General features: G+C 61.3%; 21 protein-coding genes, 1 pseudogene and 1 riboswitch. Of the genes and pseudogenes, 10 read left to right on the plus strand and 12 right to left on the minus strand.

The features are described 5' to 3' along the window. Window positions 1-285 precede the first annotated feature (285 nt). Window positions 286-1,209: a LysR substrate-binding domain-containing protein gene (locus ACI2KB_RS23025; protein WP_404638285.1), complete on the plus strand. Its 924-nt coding sequence runs from the start codon at window positions 286-288 to the stop codon at window positions 1,207-1,209. On the opposite strand, the gene ACI2KB_RS23030 is transcribed toward ACI2KB_RS23025, so the two are convergent. Continuing rightward, complete coding sequence (locus tag ACI2KB_RS23030) at window positions 1,206-2,309, minus strand: hypothetical protein (RefSeq protein WP_404638287.1); 1,104 nt, start codon at window positions 2,307-2,309, stop codon at window positions 1,206-1,208. The two genes, ACI2KB_RS23025 and ACI2KB_RS23030, sit on opposite strands and share 4 nt — an antisense overlap. A 211-nt stretch (window positions 2,310-2,520) precedes the next feature. Here ACI2KB_RS23030 and ACI2KB_RS23035 point away from each other — a divergent pair, with 211 nt between their 5' ends. Then, on the plus strand, window positions 2,521-2,865 hold the full coding sequence (locus ACI2KB_RS23035; RefSeq protein ID WP_404638289.1) for an MmcQ/YjbR family DNA-binding protein: 345 nt from the start codon (window positions 2,521-2,523) through the stop codon (window positions 2,863-2,865). Window positions 2,866-2,906: 41 nt separating this feature from the next. Here the strand turns inward: ACI2KB_RS23035 and ACI2KB_RS23040 are convergent, their stop codons facing one another. Both ACI2KB_RS23040 and ACI2KB_RS23045 read right to left on the minus strand, forming a co-directional pair. Then, window positions 2,907-3,359, minus strand: coding sequence for a DUF1294 domain-containing protein (locus ACI2KB_RS23040; RefSeq protein WP_404638291.1), 453 nt, complete (start codon window positions 3,357-3,359; stop codon window positions 2,907-2,909). Window positions 3,360-3,363: 4 nt separating this feature from the next. Then, on the minus strand, window positions 3,364-4,194 hold the full coding sequence (locus ACI2KB_RS23045; RefSeq protein WP_404638293.1) for an undecaprenyl-diphosphate phosphatase: 831 nt from the start codon (window positions 4,192-4,194) through the stop codon (window positions 3,364-3,366). A 325-nt stretch (window positions 4,195-4,519) separates the two neighbouring features. Between ACI2KB_RS23045 and pnuC the strand changes: the two genes are divergently transcribed. Both pnuC and ACI2KB_RS23055 read left to right on the plus strand, forming a co-directional pair. Beyond that, window positions 4,520-5,083 (plus strand): nicotinamide riboside transporter PnuC, encoded by a 564-nt coding sequence (gene pnuC, locus ACI2KB_RS23050; protein WP_404638295.1) that lies wholly within the window; start codon window positions 4,520-4,522, stop codon window positions 5,081-5,083. Window positions 5,084-5,089: 6 nt separating this feature from the next. Next, the gene (locus ACI2KB_RS23055) at window positions 5,090-5,626 is read left to right on the plus strand and encodes an AAA family ATPase (RefSeq protein WP_404638297.1); all 537 of its coding nucleotides are present in this window, start codon (window positions 5,090-5,092) and stop codon (window positions 5,624-5,626) included. Between the two features lie 149 nt (window positions 5,627-5,775). On the opposite strand, the gene ACI2KB_RS23060 is transcribed toward ACI2KB_RS23055, so the two are convergent. Beyond that, window positions 5,776-7,095, minus strand: a complete 1,320-nt coding sequence (locus tag ACI2KB_RS23060) for a sigma 54-interacting transcriptional regulator (protein ID WP_404638299.1) — start codon at window positions 7,093-7,095, stop codon at window positions 5,776-5,778. Window positions 7,096-7,485: 390 nt separating this feature from the next. On the opposite strand from ACI2KB_RS23060, the gene ACI2KB_RS23065 reads away from it, so the two are divergent. Further along, window positions 7,486-7,752 (plus strand): hypothetical protein, encoded by a 267-nt coding sequence (locus ACI2KB_RS23065; RefSeq protein WP_404638301.1) that lies wholly within the window; start codon window positions 7,486-7,488, stop codon window positions 7,750-7,752. A gap of 50 nt (window positions 7,753-7,802) precedes the next feature. Here the strand turns inward: ACI2KB_RS23065 and ACI2KB_RS23070 are convergent, their stop codons facing one another. The 6 genes and pseudogenes from ACI2KB_RS23070 to ACI2KB_RS23095 form a co-directional block, all read right to left on the minus strand. After that, window positions 7,803-8,351, minus strand: a complete 549-nt coding sequence (locus tag ACI2KB_RS23070) for a VWA domain-containing protein (protein WP_404638303.1) — start codon at window positions 8,349-8,351, stop codon at window positions 7,803-7,805. A 110-nt stretch (window positions 8,352-8,461) separates the two neighbouring features. After that, on the minus strand, window positions 8,462-9,469 hold the full coding sequence (locus ACI2KB_RS23075) for an ATP-binding protein (RefSeq protein ID WP_404638305.1): 1,008 nt from the start codon (window positions 9,467-9,469) through the stop codon (window positions 8,462-8,464). 87 nt (window positions 9,470-9,556) lie between these two features. Continuing rightward, complete coding sequence (gene cobN / locus ACI2KB_RS23080) at window positions 9,557-13,321, minus strand: cobaltochelatase subunit CobN (RefSeq protein ID WP_404638307.1); 3,765 nt, start codon at window positions 13,319-13,321, stop codon at window positions 9,557-9,559. A gap of 3 nt (window positions 13,322-13,324) precedes the next feature. Next, window positions 13,325-14,389: a cobalamin biosynthesis protein CobW gene (cobW, locus tag ACI2KB_RS23085; protein WP_404638309.1), complete on the minus strand. Its 1,065-nt coding sequence runs from the start codon at window positions 14,387-14,389 to the stop codon at window positions 13,325-13,327. A 120-nt stretch (window positions 14,390-14,509) separates the two neighbouring features. Next, window positions 14,510-14,731, minus strand: a riboswitch (cobalamin riboswitch). A 51-nt stretch (window positions 14,732-14,782) separates the two neighbouring features. Continuing rightward, window positions 14,783-15,193 carry a response regulator gene (locus tag ACI2KB_RS23090; protein WP_404638385.1) on the minus strand — a complete coding sequence of 137 codons (411 nt, stop codon included), beginning with the start codon at window positions 15,191-15,193 and terminating at the stop codon, window positions 14,783-14,785. Further along, window positions 15,188-16,480: pseudogene (locus tag ACI2KB_RS23095) on the minus strand (ATP-binding protein); the annotation flags it as partial. The pseudogene ACI2KB_RS23095 and the gene ACI2KB_RS23090, both read right to left, overlap by 6 nt. Window positions 16,481-16,948: 468 nt before the next feature. On the opposite strand from ACI2KB_RS23095, the gene ACI2KB_RS23100 reads away from it, so the two are divergent. Both ACI2KB_RS23100 and moaA read left to right on the plus strand, forming a co-directional pair. Next, window positions 16,949-17,776 (plus strand): formate/nitrite transporter family protein, encoded by an 828-nt coding sequence (locus ACI2KB_RS23100; protein WP_404638311.1) that lies wholly within the window; start codon window positions 16,949-16,951, stop codon window positions 17,774-17,776. Between the two features lie 76 nt (window positions 17,777-17,852). Beyond that, a complete protein-coding gene (gene moaA, locus ACI2KB_RS23105) occupies window positions 17,853-18,851 on the plus strand; it encodes a GTP 3',8-cyclase MoaA (RefSeq protein WP_404638313.1) in 999 nt (332 codons plus the stop codon). A 78-nt stretch (window positions 18,852-18,929) separates the two neighbouring features. Here moaA and ACI2KB_RS23110 read toward each other — a convergent pair whose 3' ends face one another. Together ACI2KB_RS23110 and ercA are read right to left on the minus strand one after the other, a co-directional pair. Then, window positions 18,930-20,618 (minus strand): NahK/ErcS family hybrid sensor histidine kinase/response regulator, encoded by a 1,689-nt coding sequence (locus ACI2KB_RS23110; RefSeq protein WP_404638315.1) that lies wholly within the window; start codon window positions 20,616-20,618, stop codon window positions 18,930-18,932. After that, window positions 20,602-21,765 carry an alcohol dehydrogenase-like regulatory protein ErcA gene (gene ercA / locus ACI2KB_RS23115; protein ID WP_404638317.1) on the minus strand — a complete coding sequence of 388 codons (1,164 nt, stop codon included), beginning with the start codon at window positions 21,763-21,765 and terminating at the stop codon, window positions 20,602-20,604. The genes ACI2KB_RS23110 and ercA overlap by 17 nt, the downstream gene beginning before the upstream one ends. A 380-nt stretch (window positions 21,766-22,145) precedes the next feature. Between ercA and purU the strand changes: the two genes are divergently transcribed. The 3 genes from purU to ACI2KB_RS23130 are packed head-to-tail and all read left to right on the plus strand — an operon-like array spanning window position 22,146 to window position 25,143. After that, a complete protein-coding gene (gene purU / locus ACI2KB_RS23120; protein ID WP_404638319.1) occupies window positions 22,146-23,012 on the plus strand; it encodes a formyltetrahydrofolate deformylase in 867 nt (288 codons plus the stop codon). Beyond that, window positions 23,009-23,920 (plus strand): bifunctional methylenetetrahydrofolate dehydrogenase/methenyltetrahydrofolate cyclohydrolase FolD, encoded by a 912-nt coding sequence (folD, locus tag ACI2KB_RS23125; protein WP_404638321.1) that lies wholly within the window; start codon window positions 23,009-23,011, stop codon window positions 23,918-23,920. Before purU ends, folD begins: the two co-directional genes overlap by 4 nt. Further along, window positions 23,902-25,143 carry an FAD-dependent oxidoreductase gene (locus ACI2KB_RS23130; RefSeq protein WP_404638323.1) on the plus strand — a complete coding sequence of 414 codons (1,242 nt, stop codon included), beginning with the start codon at window positions 23,902-23,904 and terminating at the stop codon, window positions 25,141-25,143. The genes folD and ACI2KB_RS23130 overlap by 19 nt, the downstream gene beginning before the upstream one ends. Window positions 25,144-25,150: the final 7 nt, after the last annotated feature.

The following is a 25,150-nucleotide window of genomic DNA, read 5'->3' on the forward strand; positions in this document are numbered from 1 at the left end:
ATCCTACCGTTCCAACCAATAACTGATTAGTCGGCAAAAATGCGATGCTTTGTCCTATCAGCAGGACAATCCAGTCTGCGCAGCCATGACACCTCATCGCAATGCATGGGCATCGATGCCCAGACGGATCATCTTGTTATAGAAACCTCCCCGCGAAACATTGAGAATCTGCGCGGAAATGCGCACGAAGCGCTTGGATCGCACGCTGCTCACGCTAGCACCGCTTTTTGTCCATAATGGCGAGCCCCCCTATATTGACGTCACAGCGCTCTGGAATCCTGACCCGTGTCGAATGGCGACCCTCGAAACCTCAATGACCTGTTTTATTTCGCCAAAGTGGTCGAATCCGGCGGATTCGCTGCAGCAGGGCGTCTGCTGGGCATTCCCAAATCCCGGCTGTCCCGGCGTATCGCGGAGCTAGAAGAGCGCCTTGACACGCGACTGCTGCAACGTACTACGCGCAAGCTCCAACTCACGAGCCTCGGCGAGCGCTATTTGCGCCACTGCCAAGCCATGCTGCTGGAGGCGGATCTGGCAGACGAGATGGTGGCCAGCGCCGCCAGCGTGCCTCGTGGCCCGTTGCGCGTCAGCAGCCCCGTCGGCCTGGCCAGCCAGTTTCTGACCCCGCTGGTGAGCGAGTTTCTGCTGAAATACCCGCAGGTCGAGCTGGATCTGCTGCTGGTGAACCGCCGCGTCGACCTGATCAACGAAGGCATCGATGTCGCATTGCGGGTACGGGAGGCGGAAGACGAAGAACCCAACCTGATCACCCGACGCTTGCGTGAGGCCCGTACCGAAGTGGTGGCCTCTCCGGACTTCGCCGCGACGCTTGATTTGAAGCATCCGCGGGACTTGACCACGCTGCCCTTCCTCGGCGCGCTGGACCCGGACCGTTTAGCGCGAACCCGCCTGTATAACAACAACGGACAACGCTTTGAACTGGCCATGCCTGCACGGCTGGGGGTCGAGGATTTCGGCATGCGCAAGCACGCCGCGCTGGCCGGCCTGGGATTTACCGTGCTGCCCATGATGTACTGCGAAAGCGAGCTGGCAAACGGCACGCTAGTACAGCTGTTGCCGGACTGGCACTGCCCGCCCGCCTGGCTGCAGGCCGTTTACCCTCATCGGCGTGGCGTATTGCCCGCCGTCAGGGCATGGCTGGAACATCTGGAACACGCGTTCAACCAATGCGGTGACCGCCCGCTCTAGGAAGAGGATAGCGACACATTGGAGAGATCCAGCGGCGCAGCCCCGGTAAAGTGCCGATACAGCACCACTGAGCGCAGCATCAGGGCGACACGACGCTCGTAGGCACTGGGTGCGCATTTGGCGTACGCGTCCAGCTCGCGCCGGATCCGCCCTTCACTGTCGGTGACGACAGCCTGGGCGGCCCGGTCGGCGCAGGCAGGCAAGGAATTGCGAAGCCGCACGTTGATCAACAGCTCTTCCGCCATGCCCTCACCCGCAGGCACGACGGCCAGGCTTTTTTCCCAGTAAGTCTGTAACCAGGAGGCGAACAGCCAGCGCTGGCCAGCCTTGTTGCGCAACGCGACGCGAATCCAGGTCCTGAAGGTCTGCCAGTCCAGCGAGGTCAGCAACGGGTTACGGTATTTCTCGCAATAACCGACATTGTGCGAGTTGTTGAAGTGTTTGAAGGGTGCCCCTTCCAGATCGACATTGATTGCCATCGGCGCACAGAGGCCCGCCGCACGCAATTGGCCATAAATGCTATCGTTCCCCGGATACAGCGCCCGATCGGTCAGGCGCTGAAACGCAGCCTTGTGCTCAGTGGGCACCAGACCGCTGTTCAGTACATAGGCCATGAATGCAAACAGTTCATCGTTATCGATGTGCGCGATCCCTACGCCACCGACCCCATAGCTCATCAGGTGCTTGCCCGTGTTTGCGCTGGTCTGGGCCTTCCAGTCGCTGCGCGCCGGATCGTCAGGCAGGCCCTGCGGGTTGTCGATCCCCCACTGTGCGACCCCCAACGTCAAGGCCAGCAGGCCCAAACCGAGTTGCGCGTTCCGGTCTTGAGGATGGTCGCGAAAGGCGAGCATCAGGTCTTTGACGAACCCGGCATCAAGGGACTCGCCCTGCGTATCGTCATCGGCAGTCGCCGACCAACGCCCTCGCTCAAGGATGTAATCGAAAGCCGCGTCAGGGAGTGCCAGTTCCGCGGCACCCGCCTGCGGTAAAAGATTCACCCATTGCGCGCCTCGCCAGCTCAAACCGACAGCGGTCTCTGCCGCCCATGGCAGGCCCAGCGCTGCGCCGCCGAGAAGAATATCGCGTCGTGTCAGAGGCATCGCCTGTCTCCGGAATTCCTACTCTGTAGCGCCCCCTACACACGACATCAGTTGGCTCATCCGGGTGTATAGCAGAAGCTTCGAAGGAAAAATACCGGGCTGTGCCATTCAAATGAGGGCAGCAGAGCAACACAGCGGGCCGGACAAGCGACAACGTCAGGTTTCTGTTAAAACGTCTCCACCAGCTGAACCTTATTCAACAGGATGCCGTATGGATATCGAGGACGTAGCGCGGTTTTGTCTGGCGCTGCCGGGAGCAAGGGAAGATTACAAATGGGGTGGTGTGCGAGTGTTTTCCATCTGCGAGACCAAGATGTTCGCCGTCATGGGTCTGGCGGGCAATGACCTGTCATTCAAGGTGGGGCCAGAGCTGTTTCTCGGTTACGTCGACCGCCCCGGCATACGCCCTGCCCCGTATCTGGCGCGGGCACACTGGATTACCCTCAGCGTGCCCTTCGCCATGGGGGACGAAGAGTTGCGCGGCCTGCTGACCCGCTCGCATCAACTGGTGGTGAGCAAACTGCCTAAAATCCGTCAGGTGGCGCTCAAGTTATGAGCGCACCCTCGATTTAACACAGGCGCATCTTCAGACACGCCTTAATAGAAGTGCCGCGCGAGAAAGTTGCCGCCCAACAGCACCCGGTCCAGCCAATACAACTCGTGCAATGACACGATCAGCCAGAACATCAGTTGATAGGACACTTTGCGGGTCTTGTGGCGAAACACTTGTTGCGCCAACAGCGCGCCGGGCCAGCCACCCAATACTTCCAGCCCGTGCAGCAGCTTTTCGGGCGTACGCGCCCCCTGCAAACGCGCCTGCTTCTTATCGTGGCCGTACAGCCCGAATGCGAGCAGGCTCATCACCGGGTACACCGTCAGCGCCAGCCATGAGCCGCCGCGCAGCGCATAAGCGATGACGCCGTACACCGGCAAGGCGCACAGCACGATCAGCACCGCCAGCTTGAATTTGAGAAACCGCACCGAGGTTTTCTCGCTGCGGCTTTGGGCACTGCCCTTGCGGTCAGGGCTATGGTTGAAACGTTGATTCATCGCCTCAGGCCTGCACGCTGGACCAGTCGACCCAACCGAAGCACCAAGTGGCCAGAATCAGCAGGCCGAAGGCAATACGGTACCAGGCGAACACGGCGTAGCTGTGGGTAGCGATGAATTTAAGCAGGCCGCGCACCGCAATCATCGCGAAGATGAATGAGGTGATGAACCCCACTGCAAACACCGGGAAGTCCCCCGGCTGAAACAGATCGCGGTATTTGTAGCCCGAATAGACGGACGCGGCGACCATCGTCGGCATCGCGAGAAAGAACGAAAATTCGGTGGCCGCCTTGCGCGACAGGCCGAACAGCAAGCCGCCGATGATGGTCGAGCCAGAGCGCGAAGTGCCGGGAATCATCGCCAGGCATTGGGCGAAGCCAACCTTCAGCGCATCGCGCCAGGTCATTTCATCGACGGTTTCGGCATGAATCTCGTGCTCACGGCGCTCGGCCCACAGCATGATGAAACCGCCAATGACCAACGCCGCTGCAACCGTGATCGGATTGAACAGGTATTGGTGAATCAGATCGGAAAACATCACCCCCAACACCACCGCAGGCAAAACCCCGATGATCAGGTTCAGGGTAAAGCGCCGGGCCTGGGGCTGGGTCGTCAGTCCAGTGGTGACGCTGAGGATCTTGTTCCGGAACTCCCACATCACCGCCAGGATCGCACCCAACTGAATGATGATGTTGAACGCCATCGCCCGTTCACCACCAAAGCCGATGAGGTCGGCCACAATGATCTGGTGTCCGGTGCTGGAAATCGGCAAAAACTCCGTCAAACCCTCGACGATACCCAGTATCAACGCCTGTGCGGCGGTCCAAAGATCCATCATTCCCCCAAATGGAACCCGCTCATGGCAAGGCTCTCTTGATATGTTTCGAGCACTGTTCGGCGCACGATAAACCGTTGGATGTAAAAAACGCATGAACAGTCAAGACGACGTGCAGTAGCACGCAAGGGCGGCGATCCTACCAGACCGTCACAACGAACGCTCTAGCACGGCCCCGGCCTCGCTGTCTTTGACCTTCGCGCCCCTCAGTGCGGCCACATTCGCCGCTGGCAGGTCTGCGCCCGTCCTCGAATCCTCTCGCCACAACCGTGCATAAACCGCATACAATCGCCGCCCCAATACGTATCCCTTCACAGGAGTTTTCATGTCCGGCCTCGAACTGTTCGCCGCTGCACTCGGTGTGATTGCCGTCTGGCTGACGGTCAAGCAGAACCCGTGGTGCTGGCCGATCGGGCTGGTGATGGTGTTGCTCTACACCTGGATCTTCTTTGACGTAAAACTCTACTCGGACATGCTGCTGCAGGTTGTCTATGCGGTGTTGCAATTGTATGGCTGGTGGCAATGGACACGCCGTGGCGAGGTCGTCGACGGACGCCAGGTCACCTCGTTGAAGGGTGGCGCTCTGGCGCTGAGCCTGGTAATCGGCGCCATCGTCAGCCTGGCGTTGGGGGCAGCCATGGCCCATTTCACCGACGCTGCACAACCGTGGCTCGATGCCGCCCTGACCGGCTTCAGCCTCGTCGCACAGGTGTGGATGGCACAGAAACGCGTGCAGTGCTGGCCGCTGTGGATTGTGCTGGACGTCATCTTCGTGGGGCTCTTCCTTTATAAAGCCCTGTACCTGACAGCGGCCTTGTATGCATTGTTCACGCTGCTGGCCGTGCAAGGCTGGCGTGACTGGCGTGCAGACCCGGCACTGGCGCGCTGATCCCACATGAAAATTCTGGTGTTGGCAGGCCCCGAATCCAGCGGCAAGAGCTGGCTGGCCGAGCAGATTCAAACGCGCTTCGGCGGCGAACTGGTGAGCGAATACGTCCGGCATTTCATGGATCAGGAACAACGCGATACCTGCTATGCCGACATTCCGGTCATTGCACGGGGTCAACTGGCATGGGAAGACGAAGGCAGGTCCCATGCCCCCGAACTGCTGATTCTCGATACTCATCTGCTGAGCAACATCCTGTGGAGCCAGACGCTGTTCACCGACTGCCCGCCGTGGCTGGAAACCGAACTGCTCGCCCGCCATTACGACCTGCATCTCCTGCTCTCGCCGGACGGGGTCGACTGGGTTAGTGATGGCCAGCGATGCCAGCCCTTGCTGGCCGAACGTCAAGCATTCTTCAACGCCAGCCGGAACTGGCTGCAACGGCATCATCAGGTCTTTGAAGTGATCGACGGAAACTGGAGCTACCGCAGGGTCCGGGCATTTGAGGCGGTGGCGCGGTTGTTGGCTAGCCACACAACCTCATGATTGCTCTTGGGGGAGCCGGCTTGCTGGCGAATCCGGAAGATCAGTTAGCCAATCGTTGAATGACAGCCCCTTCCGCCAGCAAGCCGGCTCCCACAGAGATACGCGCTCAACTGGAACATTCGGCGCACGGAAAAACCCGCATAAGACGACTAGCGTATCTGATGCTTGTGCAACAACCGATAGAACGTCGGCCGTGAAATACCCAGTACCTTGGCCGCGACACTGAGATTGTCACTGTGCCGAGTCAACACATCGCACAGCGCCTGACGCTCGGCGCGGCACTTGTACTCATCCAGCGTGCCCATGCTGGAGCTGATCTCTTCTTCGCCCAACAACCCCAGATCGAACGCCTCGATTTGCCTGCCTTCGGCCAGTACCAGACCACGGCGCACGCGATTTTCCAGCTCGCGCACGTTACCCGGCCAGTCATGCTTGCCCATGGCCACCAGTGCATCCTGACTGAAATTGCGCGGACGACGCCCGGTTTCCTGGCTGTAGAAATGCGCGAAATGATTGGCCAGCAACGCCAGATCACCGTGCCGCTCGCGCAATGGAGCGGTTCCCACTTGCAGCACATTGAGGCGGTAGTACAGGTCCTCGCGAAAACGCTTTTTGCGAATGGCCGACTCCAGGTCGATATGGGTCGCAGCCAGAATGCGCACATCCACGGGCACTCGCCCCTGCGCCGTTTCGACGTGCCGGTCCTGAAGGAAACGCAGCAAGTTGGCCTGGACGTCCAGCGGCAGGTCACCGATTTCGTCGAGGAACAGCGTGCCCCCGTTGGCGGCCTCGATGCGCCCGGGCTTGCGTGGCTGGGCATCATTGAGGCTGTCGTCATCGTAACCAAACAGCTCGGCCTGCAATTGCTGCTCCGGGATGGCACTGCAATTGATCGACACGAACGGTTGGTTCCGCCGTTGGGATTGCTGGTGCAGAGTGCGCGCCACCAGCTCCTTGCCGGTGCCTGTTTCACCCCGGATCAGCACCGGAGACTCCGTGGGCGCCAGCTTGGTCAACAAGCGGCGCAATTCACGAATGGGTCGGCTCTCGCCCAGCATCTCGTGTTCAGGCCCGTTGCCATAACTGGCCCCTTGAGCGCGCAGTCGCGCCATGCCGTACGCCCGACCCAAGGTGACCTGCACGCGGGCGACGTCGAACGGCAAGGTGTGAAAATCGAAAAACCACTCACAGACGAAATCCCCGATCAGCTCCCGGCGCAGATCCTCAACGGTCAGCACGGCGATCCATTCGGTGTTGCTGCGAGTGATCAAATCCTTGATGAGTTGCGGCTGCTCAAAATGCTGAGGCATCAGACGAATCAAACCAACGTCACAGGAATGAGACACTGCAACGTCCAGCGCGCAGCTGTCGACCTCCCAGCCCGCGATGCGCAGGCCGGGAATCAAACGCAGACATTCTTCGCACGGTTCGACAATTAACAGGCGACGGATCGATGCCAGTTCATGCATATGGAGTTCCTTGGCGCCAGGATTCGAAGAGTATTTCGCAGGGAAAATAGTTTTAGAAACAGTGTCTTGGCGACTCTGGTTGTTACATTAGCAAATATTTGACACGCGCTTGGACCGTTTCACTATAAGCCTAAGATCGAAACGTGCTTAGACCTGCCAAAAACGCATTAAAGAGGGAATCAAGCGGATGAATCAGCGCTGTAACACGTATTTGCGCCGCAACAGTGCAGTCATGGCGTGTCACGAAAGGCAGCGAAGATGTAAATAAATTGAAAAAAGTTGAAATCTCTTGTGACTTATCCCCCGGCGCAGGTCATCAGTACACGTATCCAACCGCTCGGGAAGCCCGCCGACGGGGATTGAATTGATACGGGCACTTGAGGACATTCCATGAACGCCCCTTTGCGCTTTAACGATGCTTTGCTGATCGCCGGTCACGCCTTCGAACCCTTCCAGTGCGTGGCATGGTCCCCACAGGATGGCAATGGCGAACTGAGCCTGACCGTGGTCGATCGCACCAGCACGCGTATTGGCCGCAAACAGATCCCGAGCAGCGCCTACTCCGATCCGAAGCAACTGGCTCATGCGCTGGAACAGGCCCGGGCTGAAATCAGTGACGAAGGCTACCGTCTGGAACCCTGGACCATGCCTGCCTGAGTTGCCCTCTGCCTCGACGCGTCGTCCCTGCACCCGGCCGGGACGCGTCGTCAGAGCAGGTCGTCGATGTGCCGGTACTCGGCCTTGAGCTGATTGGCAACCTGCAACGCCCTGCCCAGCCTGATCGGCCCCCGCTCGATGTCGATCACCACGCTGAGGCTGCCCATCGGTTCGAGGGAGGGAACCTCCCTGACCCGGCCATCGGTGACGATCACCACGCGCTGCGTCTCACCGGGATATCGCGTGCGACGTTTGCCCAGCCACTGACTGGCCTGTTCGATGGCCTCGAACAACGGTGTTCCCCCACCAGCACCCAACGCTTCCAGCCAAGGCTGCAAGGCCGTCCCGGCTTTCAACCCCTGATGTTGCCAACGCGCTGCGCCGCCACTGGCCGTCAACAATGCCAATCGGGCACGCTGACGATAGGCATCGTCGAACAACTGCGCCAGCAGCCCTTTCGCCTGACTGAGCGCCTGATGACGCCGCGTTGACGCCGATGCATCGACGATGACCAGCCACAGCGTCTGCTCACGTCGGGTGCGGGGCTGCCGGACCAGATCGGCACGACGCTGCGGGCGACCGAGCAACAGCGTTGGCAACCACGCGATCGCACCCTCGACGCCAGAACGGCACGCACCACTTTTACCGCCGCGGAGTCTGCCCGGTCGGGGGCTGGCATCCGCCTCCTTCGGCTGGCGGGGGCGGATGCCTAGGGCTTTTTTGGCCAGACCGGCACTTCGCGACGAACGCCCGTACTTACGGCCTGCGCAGGCATCTCTCCCCAATGGCCCTCGCCCGGCGCCGACGATGAGGCCGGTGACGCTGACGGGCTCTGCGCAGGCGACGACGCGGGTGGCTGGGGCGCCTGCTCACGACGGCGGTGACGCAGGGCGAATTCGGCCACCGCATCGATATCGTCAAGGGCAATGGCCGACGCTCCGCGCCACGCGGCATGGGCGCGTGCAGCCCGCAGCCACACCAGATCCGCTCGCAGACCGTCGACACCCGCCGCAAAGCAGCGCTCAGTGATGATCGCCAGGCTCGTGTCATCCAGCGCAATACCCGACAACGCCCCCCGTGCGGTCTCGCAACGGGCCTTCAAGGCCTGCTGCTCGCCCGCCCACTGCTGACAGAACGCCTCGGGGGCCGCGTCGAAATCCAGCCGACGGCGAATGATCTGGCCACGTTCATGCGGCAACGTTTGCCCGCTCAACGCCACGTTCAGTCCGAAACGGTCCAGCAACTGCGGACGCAGTTCGCCTTCTTCGGGGTTCATGGTGCCAATCAGCACGAAACGCGCCGGATGGCGATGGGAGATACCGTCGCGCTCCACCTGATTGACTCCACTGGCCGCCACGTCCAGCAACAGGTCGACCAGATGGTCCGGCAGCAAGTTGACTTCGTCGACGTACAGCACGCCGCCATCGGCCTTGGCCAATACCCCCGGCGAAAACCGCGCACGGCCTTCGCCCAGCGCGGCATCCAGATCCAGCGTGCCGACCAGCCGTTCTTCGGTGGCCCCCAGTGGCAGCGTGACGAACGGCCCGCTGGCCAGCAGATCCGCCAGCCCTCGCGCCAGCGTGGACTTGGCCATGCCACGCGGTCCTTCGATCAGCACTCCGCCAATCTTCGGGTCGATGGCGGTCAGGCACAGCGCGAGTTTCAAGGCGTCTGCGCCAACGACTGCGGCAAGGGGGAAATGTGGGGTGTCGGTCATGGTTGGACTCGGTTGATGCATCATCAATCTGGGCTCACGCAGTACGCCTCTGCCTAAGCGGGCAGAATCGAACGAAGCGGCGCGATCTCATGTTTCTTCTATATCCAGCAGCAGGTTCTCCAGCGCCTGCCGGTACTCACCCGGCTCCTGCCACAACCCCCGCTGCTGCGCTTCGAGCATACGTTCGGTCATGTCCCGCAGGGCCTCGGGGTTGTGATGCTGGATGAACTCACGGGTTGAAGGGTCGAGCAAATAGGCGTCGGCCAGTAACGCGTACTGATGATCGTCAATCAGCTCGGTGGTCGCGTCGAAGCCAAACAGAAAGTCTACCGTCGCAGCCATTTCGAACGCGCCTTTATAGCCGTGGCGCTTGGCCCCTTCGATCCACTTCGGATTCGCCGCCCGCGAACGGACTACGCGGTTCAGCTCTTCCTTCAGGCTGCGCACCTTCGGTAAGTCGGGCTGGCTGTGGTCGCCATGGTAGCTGGCCACCTTCTCGCGGCCCAGGCTTTCCGCCGCCGCGAGCATGCCGCCCTGAAACTGGTAATAGTCGTTGGAATCCAGCAGATCGTGCTCGTGGTTGTCCTGATTCTGCATCACGGCCTGCACCTGGCTTAGACGCTTGGCGAAGTCCCGCCGAGCGGGCGTGCCTTCGTCCGCGGCGCCATAGGCATACCCCCCCCAATTCAAGTAGACCTCGGCCAGATCCTCGCGGCTTTGCCACAACCGTCCGTCGATCGCACCCTGCACCCCCGCACCGTACGCCCCCGGTTTGGCACCGAAGATCCGCCAGCCCGCCTGTCTGGCCGCTTGTTCGGCGCTCAGCCCCTCGCGCGCGTATTGCTCGCGCTCCTGACGCACGCGGGCGGCCAGTGGGTTCATGTCATCGGGTTCATCCAGTGCCGCCACCGCTTGTACAGCGGCGTCGAAAAGAAGAATCAGGTTGGCGAAGGCATCCCGGAAGAAACCGGACACCCGCAGCGTGACATCGACCCTGGGCCGGTCCAGCAGGCTCAGCGGCAGAATCTCGAAATCGTCGACCCGCTGGCTGCCCGTGGCCCACACCGGACGCACGCCCATCAACGCCATCGCTTGCGCGATGTCATCGCCACCGGTGCGCATGGTGGCGGTGCCCCAGACCGACAGGCCCAGCTGGCGCAGGTCATCACCGTGATCCTGCAAGTGCCGCTCCAGCAACAGGTTGGCCGACTGGAAGCCAATGCGCCAGGCGGTCATGGTCGGCAGGTTGCGCACGTCCACCGAGAAGAAATTGCGCCCCGTCGGCAGCACGTCCAGACGCCCGCGACTCGGCGCGCCGCTCGGCCCCGCCGGGACGAAGCGCCCCTTCAATGCATCCAGCAGGCCCTGCATTTCGGCTGGTCCACAACCGTCCAGCCGGGGCGCCACGCTGTCTTTAATGGCCGCGACGATGAACGCCAAGTCAGCGTTTTCAAGGGAATCGACATCATGCGTGCCATCGAGCACGCGCTCGATCAAACGAGCGGCGTACAACTCCAGTCGCTCGCGGGCATCCCCCAGCGTGCGCCAGGGATCCGCGCTGACGTCGCGTAAAACCTGCGGCTGATCGCCCTGCCACGGATCGCCCAGATTGCAGTCCAGCGGGTCGAAATCCAGCGCCAGCGCCTGAGCCAGCGCTCGCAACAGGCTCGCATTGGCGCCACGCCCATCCCCTCGGGGCACCCGCAAAATCGCCAGCAAGGTGTCGATGCGCAAGCGCCCGCTGGGGGATTCACCAAATACGTGCAGGCCATCGCGAATCTGCGATTCTTTCAGGTCGCACAAATAGGTATCGAGACGGGGCAACCAGATCGCCGCGTCAGTGTCGCTGTCGAGGTTTTCATCCAGCGCCAGTTCGCGGTCGATGTGGGTCTCGCGCACCAACGCCAGAATGTCCCGTTGCAGCTCGCGAGCACGCCGAGGATCCAGCAACTGCGCCTCGTAATACTCGTCGGCCAGCAGCTCCAGATTGCGCAGCGGACCGTAGGTTTCGGCCCGAGTCAGCGGCGGCATCAAGTGATCGATGATCACCGCCTGCGTACGACGCTTGGCCTGCGCACCCTCGCCCGGATCGTTGACGATGAACGGGTAGACGTTCGGCAGCGGGCCAAGGATCGCGTCCGGCCAGCACTGCTCGGACAAACCGACGCCCTTGCCCGGCAGCCACTCCAGGTTGCCGTGCTTGCCGACATGAATCAGCGCATGGGCGCCGTAGCAGCGACGCAGCCAGAAATAGAACGCCAGATAGCCATGGGGCGGCACCAGATCCGGGTCGTGGTACACCGCGCTGTGATCGACGTGATACCCCCGCGCCGGTTGAATGCCGACGAAGGTCAGGCCAAAGCGCAGCCCGGCGATCATCATCCGGCCATTGCGGCACATTGGATCGTTATGCGGCAAACCCCAGCGCTCGATCACCGCATTGCGATTGGCTTCTGGCAACGCGTCAAACGCCGCGAGGTACTCGTCCATCGCCAGGCTTTGGTGGCACGGGCGTTGATCGAGGCTGTCGGGATCATTGGTGACACCGCCGAGCAAGCCGTGAATCAACGCCGTGCCGCTTTCCGGCAGCCCCTCGACGGGGTAGCCCTCATCCTGCAACGACCTGAGAATGTTCAGGGCCGCCGCCGGGGTGTCGAGCCCTACGCCATTGCCGATGCGGCCATCACGGGTCGGGTAGTTGGCCAGAATCAGCGCCACACGCTTGTCGGCATTGGCCGTGCGCGCCAGCAGCACCCAGCGCCGCGCCAACTCGGCGACGAAATCCATGCGCTCGGGCTGGGCGCGGTAGCACACCACGTCGGACTGGCTGCGCTCGCTGCGCCAAGCCAGGTCCTTGAAGCTGATCGGCCGACTGATGATGCGCCCGTCCAGCTCGGGCAGCGCGATGTGCATCGCCAGGTCGCGCGCGCCCAATCCTTGTTCGCTGGCCTGCCAGCCCGGTTCGTTGTCCTGGGCACAGATCGCCTGGATCACCGGGATATTTCGACGAAACGGTCGTAAATGCGGTGCCTCGGGCGTCGACTGGGCAAAACCGGTGGTGTTCAGGATGATTTCGCAGTCGACCTCATCCATCCAGTCCTGCACGGCATCGAGACAGGCAGGCTCTTTGAGGCTGGCGACAGCGATGGGTAACGGATTCAGCCCTTGGGCCATCAGTCGTTCGCAGAACACGTCGATGAACGCGGTGTTGGCCGCCTGCAAGTGCGAGCGATAGAAGAGCACAGCGGCCACGGGTTGACTGGCGTGCCATTCAACCTGCCAGTCGCTGAGCGATGCATTGCCCTTGCGCGGGTGATAGATCGCCACGCGGGGCAACGCCTGCGGCTCGCCCCAGGGGTACTCGCGCCCTAGCCACCGACTGGCCAGACAATTGAAAAGCTGCAAGGCGTTGTGCTTGCCGCCTTGGCGAAGGTAATGCCAGAGGCGCTCGCGGTCTTGCGCAGGTTCGGTGCTCAGGTCGCTGAGTTCAGGGTCCGGACGGTCATCACCGGGCACCAGAATCAGCTTGATGCCACGCGCGGCCAGTTCCACCAGGCGCTCCACGCCGTAGCGCCAATAACCGATCCCGCCGTGCAGCGAAATCAGAATGATCTTGGCATGACGCAGCACCTCGTCGACGTACAAATCGACCGAAGCGTGGTTCTGCACCTGCATGGGGTTGGCCAGGCGCAGACTGGGGTAATCGTCCGGCAACTGCTGCGCGGTCTCCGCGAGCAGCGCCAGATGGGAGTCACCGCTGCACAAAATAACCAGATCGGCAGGGGTCTGACCGAGGTCCGCGATGCTGTCGTCGGGGACGAAGCCACCGGGCTGGGTGCGCAGCAAATGCATGGGTTAACCCTGAATGGCTTCGCGCAGTTGGGCTTCGAGCACGGCGGCGTCCAGGTCCTGGCCGATCAGCACCAGACGGCTTTCGCGGGCCTCGTCGGCCTTCCAGGCGCGGTCGAAGTGCTTGTCGAAGCGCGTGCCGACGCCTTGCACCAACAGGCGCATTGGCTTGCCCGGAATCGCCACGAAGCCTTTGACCCGCAAAATGCCGTGCTGCACCACCGCCTGAGTCAGCGCATCAAGCAACAAGGCTTCGTCGGCTTGCGGCAGGGAGATGGAAATCGAATCGAAGGCGTCATGATCGTGATCGTCGTGGTCATCGCCATCGTGATGGTCGTGATGAGTCTTGCGACCATCGATGTGCACTTCGGACTCTGCACCCAGGCCCAGCAATACGCTCAACGGCAACTGCCCTTTGCTGGCCTCGATGACTTTCACCGCAGGTGGCAGTTCTTCCGCGACCTCGGCACGCACAGCAGCCAGTGCATCGGCGTCCAGCATGTCGGCTTTGTTGAGGATGACCAGGTCGGCGCTGGCCAGTTGGTCGGCGAACAGCTCATGCAATGGCGACTCGTGGTCCAGGTTTGGGTCGAGCTTGCGCTGGGCGTCCACTTGATCCGGGAAAGCTGCGAATGTACCGGCCACGACGGCCGGGCTGTCGACCACCGTGATCACCGCGTCGACGGTGCAGGCGTTGCGGATTTCCGGCCACTGGAAGGCTTGAACCAGCGGCTTTGGCAGGGCCAGACCGGAGGTTTCGATGAGGATGTGATCCAGATCGCCGCGACGGGCGACCAGTTCCTGCATCACCGGGAAGAACTCTTCCTGAACGGTGCAGCACAGGCAACCGTTGGCCAACTCGTACACGCGACCGGTGGCCTCTTCCTCGGTGCAACCGATGGTGCATTGCTTGAGGATTTCGCCGTCGATGCCCAACTCGCCGAACTCGTTGACGATCACCGCGATGCGACGCCCTTCGGCGTTGTCGAGCATGTGGCGCAGCAGCGTGGTCTTGCCCGAGCCGAGAAAGCCGGTGACGATGGTGACGGGAAGTTTGGCCAGTGATTTCATGGTTGCCCTCAGGCGCAGCGGCGGGCAAACAGGACGAGAACTGCAAGGCCGTCGCAGTCGACAGGCAAGCCGTTCGATTCGCCACCGGATCACCCCGCCCGGTTGTAATGAGAATACGTGGACGTGACGTCCGTTCGAGGCAGGTCTCCTGGCTCACGGTGGCGAATCGGCTGGCGGTTGCCAGTGATCACGCATTCATCGCGCCTTCCCGCTCGCGCAGTGGCTGTGCAATGAACATGACCGTTTACAGTTGCGGGGGCAGCTGTGGCTTGTACCACATTCCCTTCTTAGCGCCGACGCCTTGACAGAGCGGATCGGCGAACCTCAAGTGCGCAAGGCTACGCAGTGGCTTGACGAAGGTCAATGCGCAAGCGGAGCGAACCCGGCGCACCGCTAGTGCAATAACGCTTCAATCCCTTCGACCAGGCATTGCAGACTCACGGGCTTGTGCAGCACCACGGCGTCCGCTTGGCATTCAGCGCGCACCGATTCCAGGTCCGCATGGCCGGTGAGCAGCAAAATGGGCAGACCGGGCCTGATTTCCCGCAACACCCGAGACAACGCCACCCCGCTGAAATCTCCCATCGCGCAATCGCTGACCACGATATCCGGCGCGCGCTGGCGAATGGATTCGATCGCCTCAAAGCCACTGGACACCGACGCCACTGAATAACCTGCGTCGACCAACAGATGGGTCATGACCTCGCGCAAAGAAGCGTCATCGTCGACCAACAGCACGTTCGCACGGCTGGCCGGGATTTCGGCGCTGGCTTGCCCGGACGTCTGCACGATTGACTCATTCACGCCATCGCGAACCCTCAGCAGCAGGGTCACGGTGGTGCCACCGGCCATACCGCAATGGAGGGAAACGGTGCCACCCGCCTGCGCGGCAAAGGCTGACACCTGCGACAACCCCAGCCCGGTGCCCTTCCCCGCCTGTTTGGTTGTGAAGAAAGGTTCGAAGACCTGCCGGGCGATGGCTTCCGGAATGCCTGGCCCGTCATCTTCGACCGTCAATTGCAGGTACAGCCCATCGGCCAACGACTCATGCTCGGTCAGGGCCACCAGCGAAGTCGCCACACGAATGCTGCCCGCACCGCTCATCGCATCTCGCGCGTTGACCAGCAGATTGAGCACTGCGGCCTCCAGTTGCGTGGCATCGCACAAAACCAGCGCCGGCGCAGGCTCCAGTGCGAAGCGAAGGCTGACGTCCGGACTCAGGACACGGCCGAACAGCTCTTCGAGGTTGCGCAGTTGAGCGCTGACATCCAGCAACCTTAACGCCGATGAGTCCTCCCGCGTGAATGCCAGCAGTTGTGCGATCAGCGAAGCGCCCTTGCTCACCGCCTGAAGGCCCACCGAGGCCCAGCGGCGGACATCCGCGGGTTTTTCCGCCTTGCGTTCGACGAATTGCAGGCTGGCACTGATCGCCTGCAGCAGATTGTTGAAATCATGGGCGATGCCGCTGGTGAGCTGACCGATGGACGAAATCCGCTGGCTTTGACGCAGTCCGGCATGGACGTGCTGGTCATCGCCCAGCGCGTCGATAACCTTGCGACTCAAGCTGCGGGTCTGCTCGTCTTTCAAAAGGCTGAACTCACGCAACTGCATCAGCGCCGAGGTTTGCCGGGCCAGGGCTTTCAACGCAGACACCTGCCGAGCGTCCAGTGTGCGGGGCATCCTGTCGATGACGCACACGGTGCCCAACACGAACCCTTGATCCGTCACGATGGGCGCCCCGGCATAGAACCGTATGAACGGCTCGCCCAGCACCAACGGATTGTGGGTGAAGCGTTCATCCTGAGTGGCGTCCTCGACGATCAGCAATTGGTCGGGCTCAAGAATCGCGTGGGCACAGAACGCTTGGTCGCGGTGGGTTTCGCGCACTGGCAGGCCAACGCACGCCTTGAACCACTGGCGCTCTCGGTCGATCAGCGAGACGAGCGCGATGGGCGTGGCGCAAATCGTCGACGCCAGCGCAACGATGTCGTCGAAAGCCCGCTCCGGAAGGCTGTCCAGAATATGCAGACTCTCCAGTGCCTGGATACGTCGGGCTTCGTCAAGCGGTAGCGGCGCGGGGCGATGGGTCATGGGTTCACGCTGATCGGGGAAGTCTGGCGGGCGGCGGTACGGGATATCCGATCAATATTCGAGCAGCGGGTTCCGTACCGGATCGCATCATGCCCATTCGCCGCCAGTGCTGGCAAACCGGAGAAGTTCGGGGTCGATCCGTCGGCCACTCAGTGATTGATTCGACAGGCGCCATCGGTCGCGGAAAAAACAGCGCGCCCCTTTCGATAGAGCGCATCGATGAATTCATCGGAACAAGCGATTGGACGCTCTAGCATCGGATCGGTAGCTTGCTCATCAACTGAGTACGTCTTTTTCGACGTTTCTGCGATGCGACCTGAAGTCGCACACCAACACCCTCAAATGGATTGGCGCCGTGCCCGCTGGCACGTTCGCGCATCAAGACCGGACGCTTGACCCCATCATTAATCGTTGCCTGACATGCGACCTCGTGTCGTGTTGTCGGCCATTGCGTGCGAGTTTGAAAACATGTCCATCAATACGCCCCAACAGATCGCCGAGATCACCATCGAAGCCGGGGTCAAGAAATCGCACTTGCCGATCGCCTCGATCCTGGTGCTGGGTTTCCTGGCCGGTGCCTTTATCGCATTGGGTTTTCTGCTGGACATCCACGTCAGCACCATGATTCCAGGTTCGTGGGCCTCGTTCGGCAACCTGCTGGGCGCGGCCGTGTTCCCGATTGGTCTGATCCTGACCATCCTGGCGGGCGGTGAATTGCTCACCGGCAACATGATGAGCCTGCCCACTGCGTTGTTCGCCGGGCGCATCACGCTGGGTGCTGTCGCCCGCAACTGGGCACTGGTGACCTTTGCCAACCTGATGGGCGCGCTGTTCATCGCCTACTTCTTTGGCCACGTGCTGGGCCTCACCGAAGGCGCCTATCTGGCCAAGACCGTGGCCATCGCCAAAGCCAAGGCCAGCGCCGATTTTGGTCAGGCATTCATCTCCGGCATCGGCTGCAACTGGCTGGTGTGCCTGGCGGTCTGGCTGTCGTTCGCCAGCAAGGACGTGACCGGCAAGATCATCGGCATGTGGTTCCCGATCATGGCATTCGTGGCCATCGGCTTCCAGCACGTGGTGGCCAACATGTTCGTGATTCCTGCGGCGATATTTGCCGACGCGTTGAGCTGGGGCGACTTCATCGAGAACTTCTGCGCCGTGTTCCTGGGCAACGCGGTGGGGGGTGCAATTTTCGTCGGTCTGGCGTATTACGTGTCTTATTCGAAGGCCGCACAGGCCTCACTGACCGGTGAAAACGCTGCTTCTGCCGAACAACCGGTCAGCCAGAAGATTTAACGATTCAGCGGCGAGCTTCGCCCTTCGTGAAGCACGCCATGAGCCTCTGCCACGCAACACGCTGCCGAGAACACACATGTCGAACCGGGTCCTGATTGACGGGTATTCACGCAAAGTCGATTACGTTCGGATGTCAGTGACTGATCGCTGCGACTTTCGCTGCGTGTACTGCATGGCCGAGGACATGACGTTCCTGCCACGCCAACAGATTCTCTCCCTCGAAGAAATCCAGCAAATCGCCGAGCGCTTCGTGGCGTTGGGCACGAAAAAGATTCGTCTGACCGGTGGCGAGCCGCTGGTGCGCGCCGGGATCGTCGGGTTGTGCAAAAACATCGCCGCCCTGCCCGGTCTGCGCGAACTGTGCATGACCACCAACGGTTCGCAACTGGAAAAACTCGCCGCCCCTTTGTTCGAGGCAGGACTCAAGCGCCTGAACATCAGCCTCGACAGCCTCGACCCCGCCCGTTTCAAGGAGCTGACCCGTACAGGGGATTTGAACAAGGTCATCGCCGGAATCGACGCGGCAAACGCGGCCGGATTCACCCACACCAAACTCAACTGCGTGGTGATGCAGGGCCGCAACGATCACGAGATCAATGACCTGGTGGCCTTCGCCATCGATCGTGGCCTGGACATCACGTTCATCGAAGAAATGCCGTTAGGCATTATCAGTGAACACAGCCGCGCCGAGTCGTTTTTCTCCAGTGAACAGGTGCGCGAGCGCATTGCCGAGCGTTACACCCTGGTCAACTCCGCCGAGTCGACCCAAGGTCCGTCGCGCTACTGGCGGCTGGCGGAAGCACCCGACATTCGCGTCGGCTTCATCTCGCCTCACAGCCACAACTTCTGCGCCACCTGCAACCGGGTTCGGGTCACCGTTGAAGGGCGTTTGTTGCTGTGCCTGGGCAACGAGCATTCCGCCGACCTCAAAGCCGTGCTGCGCGCCAACCCCGGCCAACCGGAAAAACTGGAAAACGCCCTCATCGAAGCGATGAAGCTGAAGCCCTACCAGCACAACTTTGAGATCAGCGACGATGTGCAAGTGGTGCGGTTCATGAATATGACGGGGGGGTGAGCCCGCGTCACCTGCCTGCTTCTGATTCTGGGCGTAGCCCGTAGGAGCGTGGCTGCGCTCAGAATCCAAAGTCAACAACTACCCCAACAACTGACTCACCACCGCCCTCAACTTCCCCGGTTTCACCGGTTTGTTCAGCAGCGGCGCATTGAGCGCTTGCAGCGCGCGCCTACAGAGGTCGGTGCGGTCGGCGGTGATCATCACGCAAGGGATCTCGACAGCAAAGTGTTCGCGAAGGTTGGCCACGACGTCGCAGCCCAACACGCCATGGTCGAGGTGGAAGTCGAACAGGATCAACTCCGGCGCGCGCCCTCGCAGTACCTCCAGGCAAGAGACTTCATCAGTGGCGGTCAGCACTTCACACCCCCACTGCCCCAGCAACCCGGCCATGCTGTCGAGAATGCTGATTTCGTTGTCCAGCACCAGCAAGCGACGCCCCGGCAGCGGGTTGCCGATACTCGGCTGGTGCTGCACGACCACATTGACCGGCATCGGTTTTTCTTCGGACAGCGGCACGTCGAAGGCAAACACCGAGCCGCGGCCCGGCTGCGAGCGCACCTGCACGCGCCCCCCCAGAATACGCCCGATGCGCTCGACGATGGCCAGCCCCAGGCCCACCCCTTTTCGATCCGCGGCCCGCCCGACGTCCAACTGGTTGAACTCCAGAAAAATCGATTCCAATCGGTCGGCAGCAATACCGCGCCCCGTGTCCCAGACTTCAATCTGCAACCGCTCCCCACGCCTGCGCGCACCCAGCAGGATGCTGCCACGCTCGGTATAGCGACACGCATTGCTGAGGAAATTGCGCAGTATTCGGGTCAGCAGGCGGAGGTCGGTGCGAATCGCGAACTCACCCATGTGCGCGCGTAACGTGAGGCCTGCGGCGGCGGCCACCGGCTGAAACTCTGAAACCAGCGGCGCCATCACCTCGTCCAGCCGATACAGGTTGATGTCCGGCTGAATCGAGGCGCGGTCGAGCTTGGCGATATCCAGCAGATCGGTCAGCAGGTCTTCCGCGCCCTCAAGTGCCTGATGAGTACGTTCAACCAACACCCGCTCGGCATCCGGCAAGTGGCGCTCGCGCAACGTCGAAATCAGCAAACGCGCGGCATTCAGGGGTTGCAACAAGTCGTGGCTGGCGGCGGCGAGGTATTTGTCCTTGCTGTGGTTGGCGGCCTCTGCGGCGTCACGGGCATCACGCAGATTGAGATTGGCTTCCAGCAGTTCATCGGTGCGCTCCGCGACTCGCATTTCCAGTTGATCGTTGAGTTCCTGCAACCGCTGTTGCGCCAGCTTGCGTTCCGTGATGTCGGCCACAAAGCCTTCGTACACCCCGTCTTCATCAGGCTTGAGCAACAGGTTCATCAGCACATCGACGTAACTGCCGTCCTTGCGTCGCAGGCGGGTTTCGTAGCCTTGCACGCTGTGTTCGCGCTTGAGCACCTCGGCGATCACGTCCATTTCGGCCTGCCCGCCGACAAACAACGTGCTGGCCAGATCATTGAGGGCCAGCAGTACATCGTGTGGGTCGCCGTAACCGAGCATGCGCGCCAGAGCCGGGTTGGCCGCCCGTACCCCCTCATGCAAGCGGGCCTGAAAAATGCCGTGCACCGCGTGTTCGAACAACCATTTATAGCGATTGCGCTCGTTTTCCAGCTCCGCCAGACGCAGGGTCAATTCCGGGTAGTGGCTCTTGCGCGTCGAGTGGTTGCCCAGCCCGAGCAGGGCCGTGAGCGCACCCTGGCGGGGATCAGAGGGCTTCGCCATACACCACTTCCACGTCACGCTGGCTGGAGGCACGGGGATTGGTCAGGATGCACGGATCGCCCATCGCATGCTGGGACAGAAACGGAATGTCACTGCTACGGACCCCATGCAGGCCCAGGGTTTGGTGGAAACCGATCTGATGCTTGAGCGCGATCAGGTGTTCCACCAACCGCTTGCTGATCGCCGCATGATTCAAGCCGCGGCAATCGATGCCCAGGGTTTCAGCAATCACTTTGAAACGGTCCGGTGCCGAGCTGTAGTTGAAGGCCACTACGTGCTCGACCAACACCGCGTTACACAGGCCGTGGGGCAAGTCGAGAAAACCGCCGAGGCTGTGGGACATGGCATGCACAGCCCCGAGAATTGCGTTGGAGAACGCCAGCCCCGCCTGCATGCTGCCGAGCATGATTTTCTCACGCAGGGCGATGTCGGCCGGATTGGCGATCATCTGCACCAGATTGCCGTTGATCAGGCGCATGGCTTCCAGTGCGTGGGGGTCGGTCAGCGGGCCATGACCGGTGGAGACGAACGCCTCGATGGCGTGAACCAGCGCGTCGATGCCGGTGCAGGCCGACAGGAACGGGTCCATGCTCAGGGTGGTTTCGGGGTCGATCAGCGCGACATCGGGCACCACCGCCTTGCTGACGATGGAAAACTTCATGCGTTCCTGTTGATCGGAAATGATCACGAACTGCGAAACATCCGCCGAGGTGCCTGCGGTGGTCGGGATCAGGATCAGCGGCGGGCTGGGCACACGAATGGTGTCCACGCCTTCGAACTCAAGAATGCTGCGCCCATGGGCCACGGCAATGCCGATGGCCTTGCCACAGTCCATGGGGCTGCCGCCGCCGACGGCCACGATCACGTCACAGCCGTGCTCGCGATAGAGGTCAGCACCACGCATGACTTCCTCGACGCGAGGGTTGGGCGAGACCGCGCTGTACAGGAAGTAATCGAGACCTTGCTCTTGCAGACTGGCTTCGACATCGGCTACCCAACCGGCCTCGATCACGCCGGGGTCGCTGACCACCATGACTTTACGCGCGCCGAACGTGCGCGCGTAGTTGCCCACGCTGTGACGGCTTCCGGCACCGAAGATAATTTCCGGGGAGACGAATTTTCGCAGCAGGTTGAGGCTCTGGCTCATATCAGGCGCTTGCTTGTTTTTATTTGAATGAGAGCGCCAGCCTAGAGCATCTGCAAGGCAATGCAATACCACTTTGGTGCCCAAAAAGGCCGTACGCCAAATCCGTAGCATCATGGCTTGCCTGCGGCGGCATACGTGATGCCGCTGCCGTTGGCAAACCCTATGACTACAGCGGGCATGCGAGTCTAATTTTCCTGTCAGTTAAAAAACTTTCTAAATTTAGCTAGACGCGTCATTTCCTTTCGCCTATAAAACCTCCTTCGAGAATATTTAATTCCTGATGGGAATTTTTATTCACCCACGAAAACATCGTTCACCCCTGAATTTTTGCGCTGATCACCGCCCTGAACCGAACGGCCGCCACTTCCAGAGGAATTGCCATGCAACACGAAAAGAACCATTTCATTCTCAAGATCAGTTGCCCGGCCACCTCCGGCATCGTCGCAGCGGTCACTTCGTACCTGGCGGGCAACGCCTGCTACATCGGTGAAATGGCGCAGTTCGACGACGAATTCAGCGGCAAATTTTTCATGCGTGCCGTGTTCCGCTTCAACGACGGCCACACCGGCGACATCACCGCTCTGCAAAGCGGCTTCGAAGACGTCGCCAAAGCCTTCGATATGCAATGGGAGCTGCACGACACCCGCGAGCCGATGCGCGTGCTGTTGATGGTGAGCAAGTTCGACCACTGCCTCACCGACCTGCTCTACCGCTACCACAAAGGCGAGATGGACATGACCATCACCGCCATCGTGTCCAACCACCTTGACCTGCGCCCCATGGCCGAGCGTGAAGGCATTCGCTTCATCTACCTGCCCGTGACCAAAGAAACCAAAGCCCAGCAGGAAGCGGCGCTGATGAAAGTGGTCGACGAAACCGGCACCGATCTGGTCGTGCTCGCGCGTTACATGCAAATCCTCTCGGACGACCTGTGCAAGCAGCTCTCGGGCCGTGCCATCAACATTCACCACTCCTTCCTCCCCGGTTTCAAAGGCGCCAAGCCCTATCACCAGGCTTACGAACGTGGTGTGAAGCTGATCGGCGCCACCGCCCATTACGTCACCAGCGATCTGGACGAGGGCCCGATCATCGAGCAGGAAGTGCAGCGCGTGGACCATGTCTACCTGCCGGATGATCTGGTCGCCACCGGCCGTGATACCGAAACCGTGGCGCTGTCCAAAGCCGTCAAATACCACCTGGAACATCGGGTCTTCCTCAACAACGACAGAACGGTGATCTTCCGGTGAACAGCTCAAAACTGATCGACGGCAAAGCCGTCGCTGCCCGCGTACTGGCGCAGGTCAAAAACGATGTGCAGGCGCTGAAGCGCGATGGCATCGAACCGGCGCTGGCGGTGATTCTGGTGGGTCAAGACCCGGCCAGTCAGGTGTATGTGCGCAACAAGATCCTGCGCGCCGAAGAGGCCGGGATTCGTTCACTGGAATATCGCTTGAGCGCGGACACCACTCAAGCGCAGTTGCTGAAACTGATTGCCGAGCTGAATGACGACGACAGCGTCAACGGCATCCTTCTGCAACTGCCGCTGCCCGCGCAGATCGAAGAAACCCGCGCCTTGCAGGCCATCGCGCCGGGCAAGGACGTCGATGGTTTTCACAGTGAAAACGTCGGCGGCCTGAGCCAGGGCCGCAACGTGCTGACACCGTGCACCCCCAGCGGCTGCATGCAACTGCTTGAAGACACTTGCGGTGATCTGTCCGGCAAGCATGCGGTGGTCATTGGCCGCTCCAACATCGTCGGCAAACCCATGGCCGCGCTGCTGCTCAAGGCCCACTGCTCGGTGACCGTGGTGCATTCGCGCAGTGTCGACGCCCAGGCCTTGTGCCGTCAGGCCGACATCGTGGTCGCCGCCGTCGGTCGGCCACGTATGATCGACGCCCGTTGGCTCAAGCCCGGCGCGGTGGTGATTGACGTCGGCATCAACCGTATTGAAGAAGATGGCCGCAGCCGTCTGGTGGGCGATGTGGACTTCGACAGCGCCCTGCCCCACGTCTCGGCCATCACCCCGGTGCCCGGTGGCGTCGGCCCGATGACCATCGCCTTTCTGATGAAAAACACCCTGATCGCTGCCGTGCAGCAAGCCCACGCACAAGCCCAACCTGCGTCGTCGGAGGCCCCATGCCTTTCAATCTCCTGAAATACGGGCTCAGCGCGGAGTACCCGGTCGAGGTCGACCTGCCAGCGCCCAAAGAACTCAAATCCTCCTATGACGTGGTGATCATTGGCGGCGGTGGCCATGGCCTGGCCACGGCGTATTACCTGTCCAAGTACCACGGCATCACCCATATCGCGGTGTTGGAAAAGGGTTATCTGGGCGGCGGCAACACAGCGCGTAACACCGCCGTGATCCGCTCCAACTACCTGACCAGCGAGGGCGTGCGTTTCTACGCAGAATCGGTGCGGATGTTCGAAGGGCTGTCCAACGAGTTCGACTTCAACATCATGTACTCCCATCGCGGCCAACTGACCCTGGCTCACACCGACGCCACGGTGCGCTCGTTCCGCCAGCGCGCCGAAGTGAACAAGCATTTCGGTGGCCGCACCGAGATGATCGACCGCCAGCAAATTCGCGAACTGGTGCCGACCCTCAACCTCGATCCGGGCCACCTGCCAGTGATCGCAGGCCTCTGGCACATCGACGGCGCCACCGCACGCCACGACGCCGTGGCCTGGGGTTACGCCAAACAGGCCGCCAAGCGCGGCGTGGAAATTCATCAGCTCACCGAAGTGCAGGAACTGGTGATCGAGAACGGCAGCATCACCGCCGTGAAGACCAATCGCGGCACGATCAAATGCGGCTGCGCGGTACAGGCCGTCGCGGGCATGAGTTCGCAATTGATGAAGAAAGCCGGGATTCGCTCGCCGATCCAGACCTTCCCGCTGCAAGCCATGGTCACCCAGCCGTTCAAGCCGTTTCTCGACCCGCTGGTGAGTTCTTCTGCCCTGCACTGCTACGTGCAACAGACCAGTCGCGGCGAAGTCGTGTTCGGCGGCGGCTCCGACCCTTACCCGCTGTTCAACACCCGCTCCACGCTGGACTTGAAAGAAAGCCTGCTGGCCCACGCCATCGAGATGTTCCCGTTCCTGGCGAACGCCAAGCTGATGCGCCAGTGGGCCGGCATCACCGACATGACCCCGGACTACAGCCCGATCATGGGCCTGTCGCCGGTGAAGAATTACTACCTCGACGCAGGCTGGGGCACCTGGGGCTTCAAAGCCACGCCGATCTGCGGCAAGACCATGGCCGAACTGGTCGCCAGCGGCGGCACGGTGCCGGATCTGATCAAACCGTTCGGTCTGGAGCGTTTCTCGACCTTCCAGCAAGTCAACGAAATGGGCGCTACCGCGGCCAGCCACTGAGGAAAGC

Origin of the sequence: Pseudomonas sp. NPDC088444, from assembly GCF_044900175.1 — a bacterium.
Classification (GTDB): domain Bacteria; phylum Pseudomonadota; class Gammaproteobacteria; order Pseudomonadales; family Pseudomonadaceae; genus Aquipseudomonas.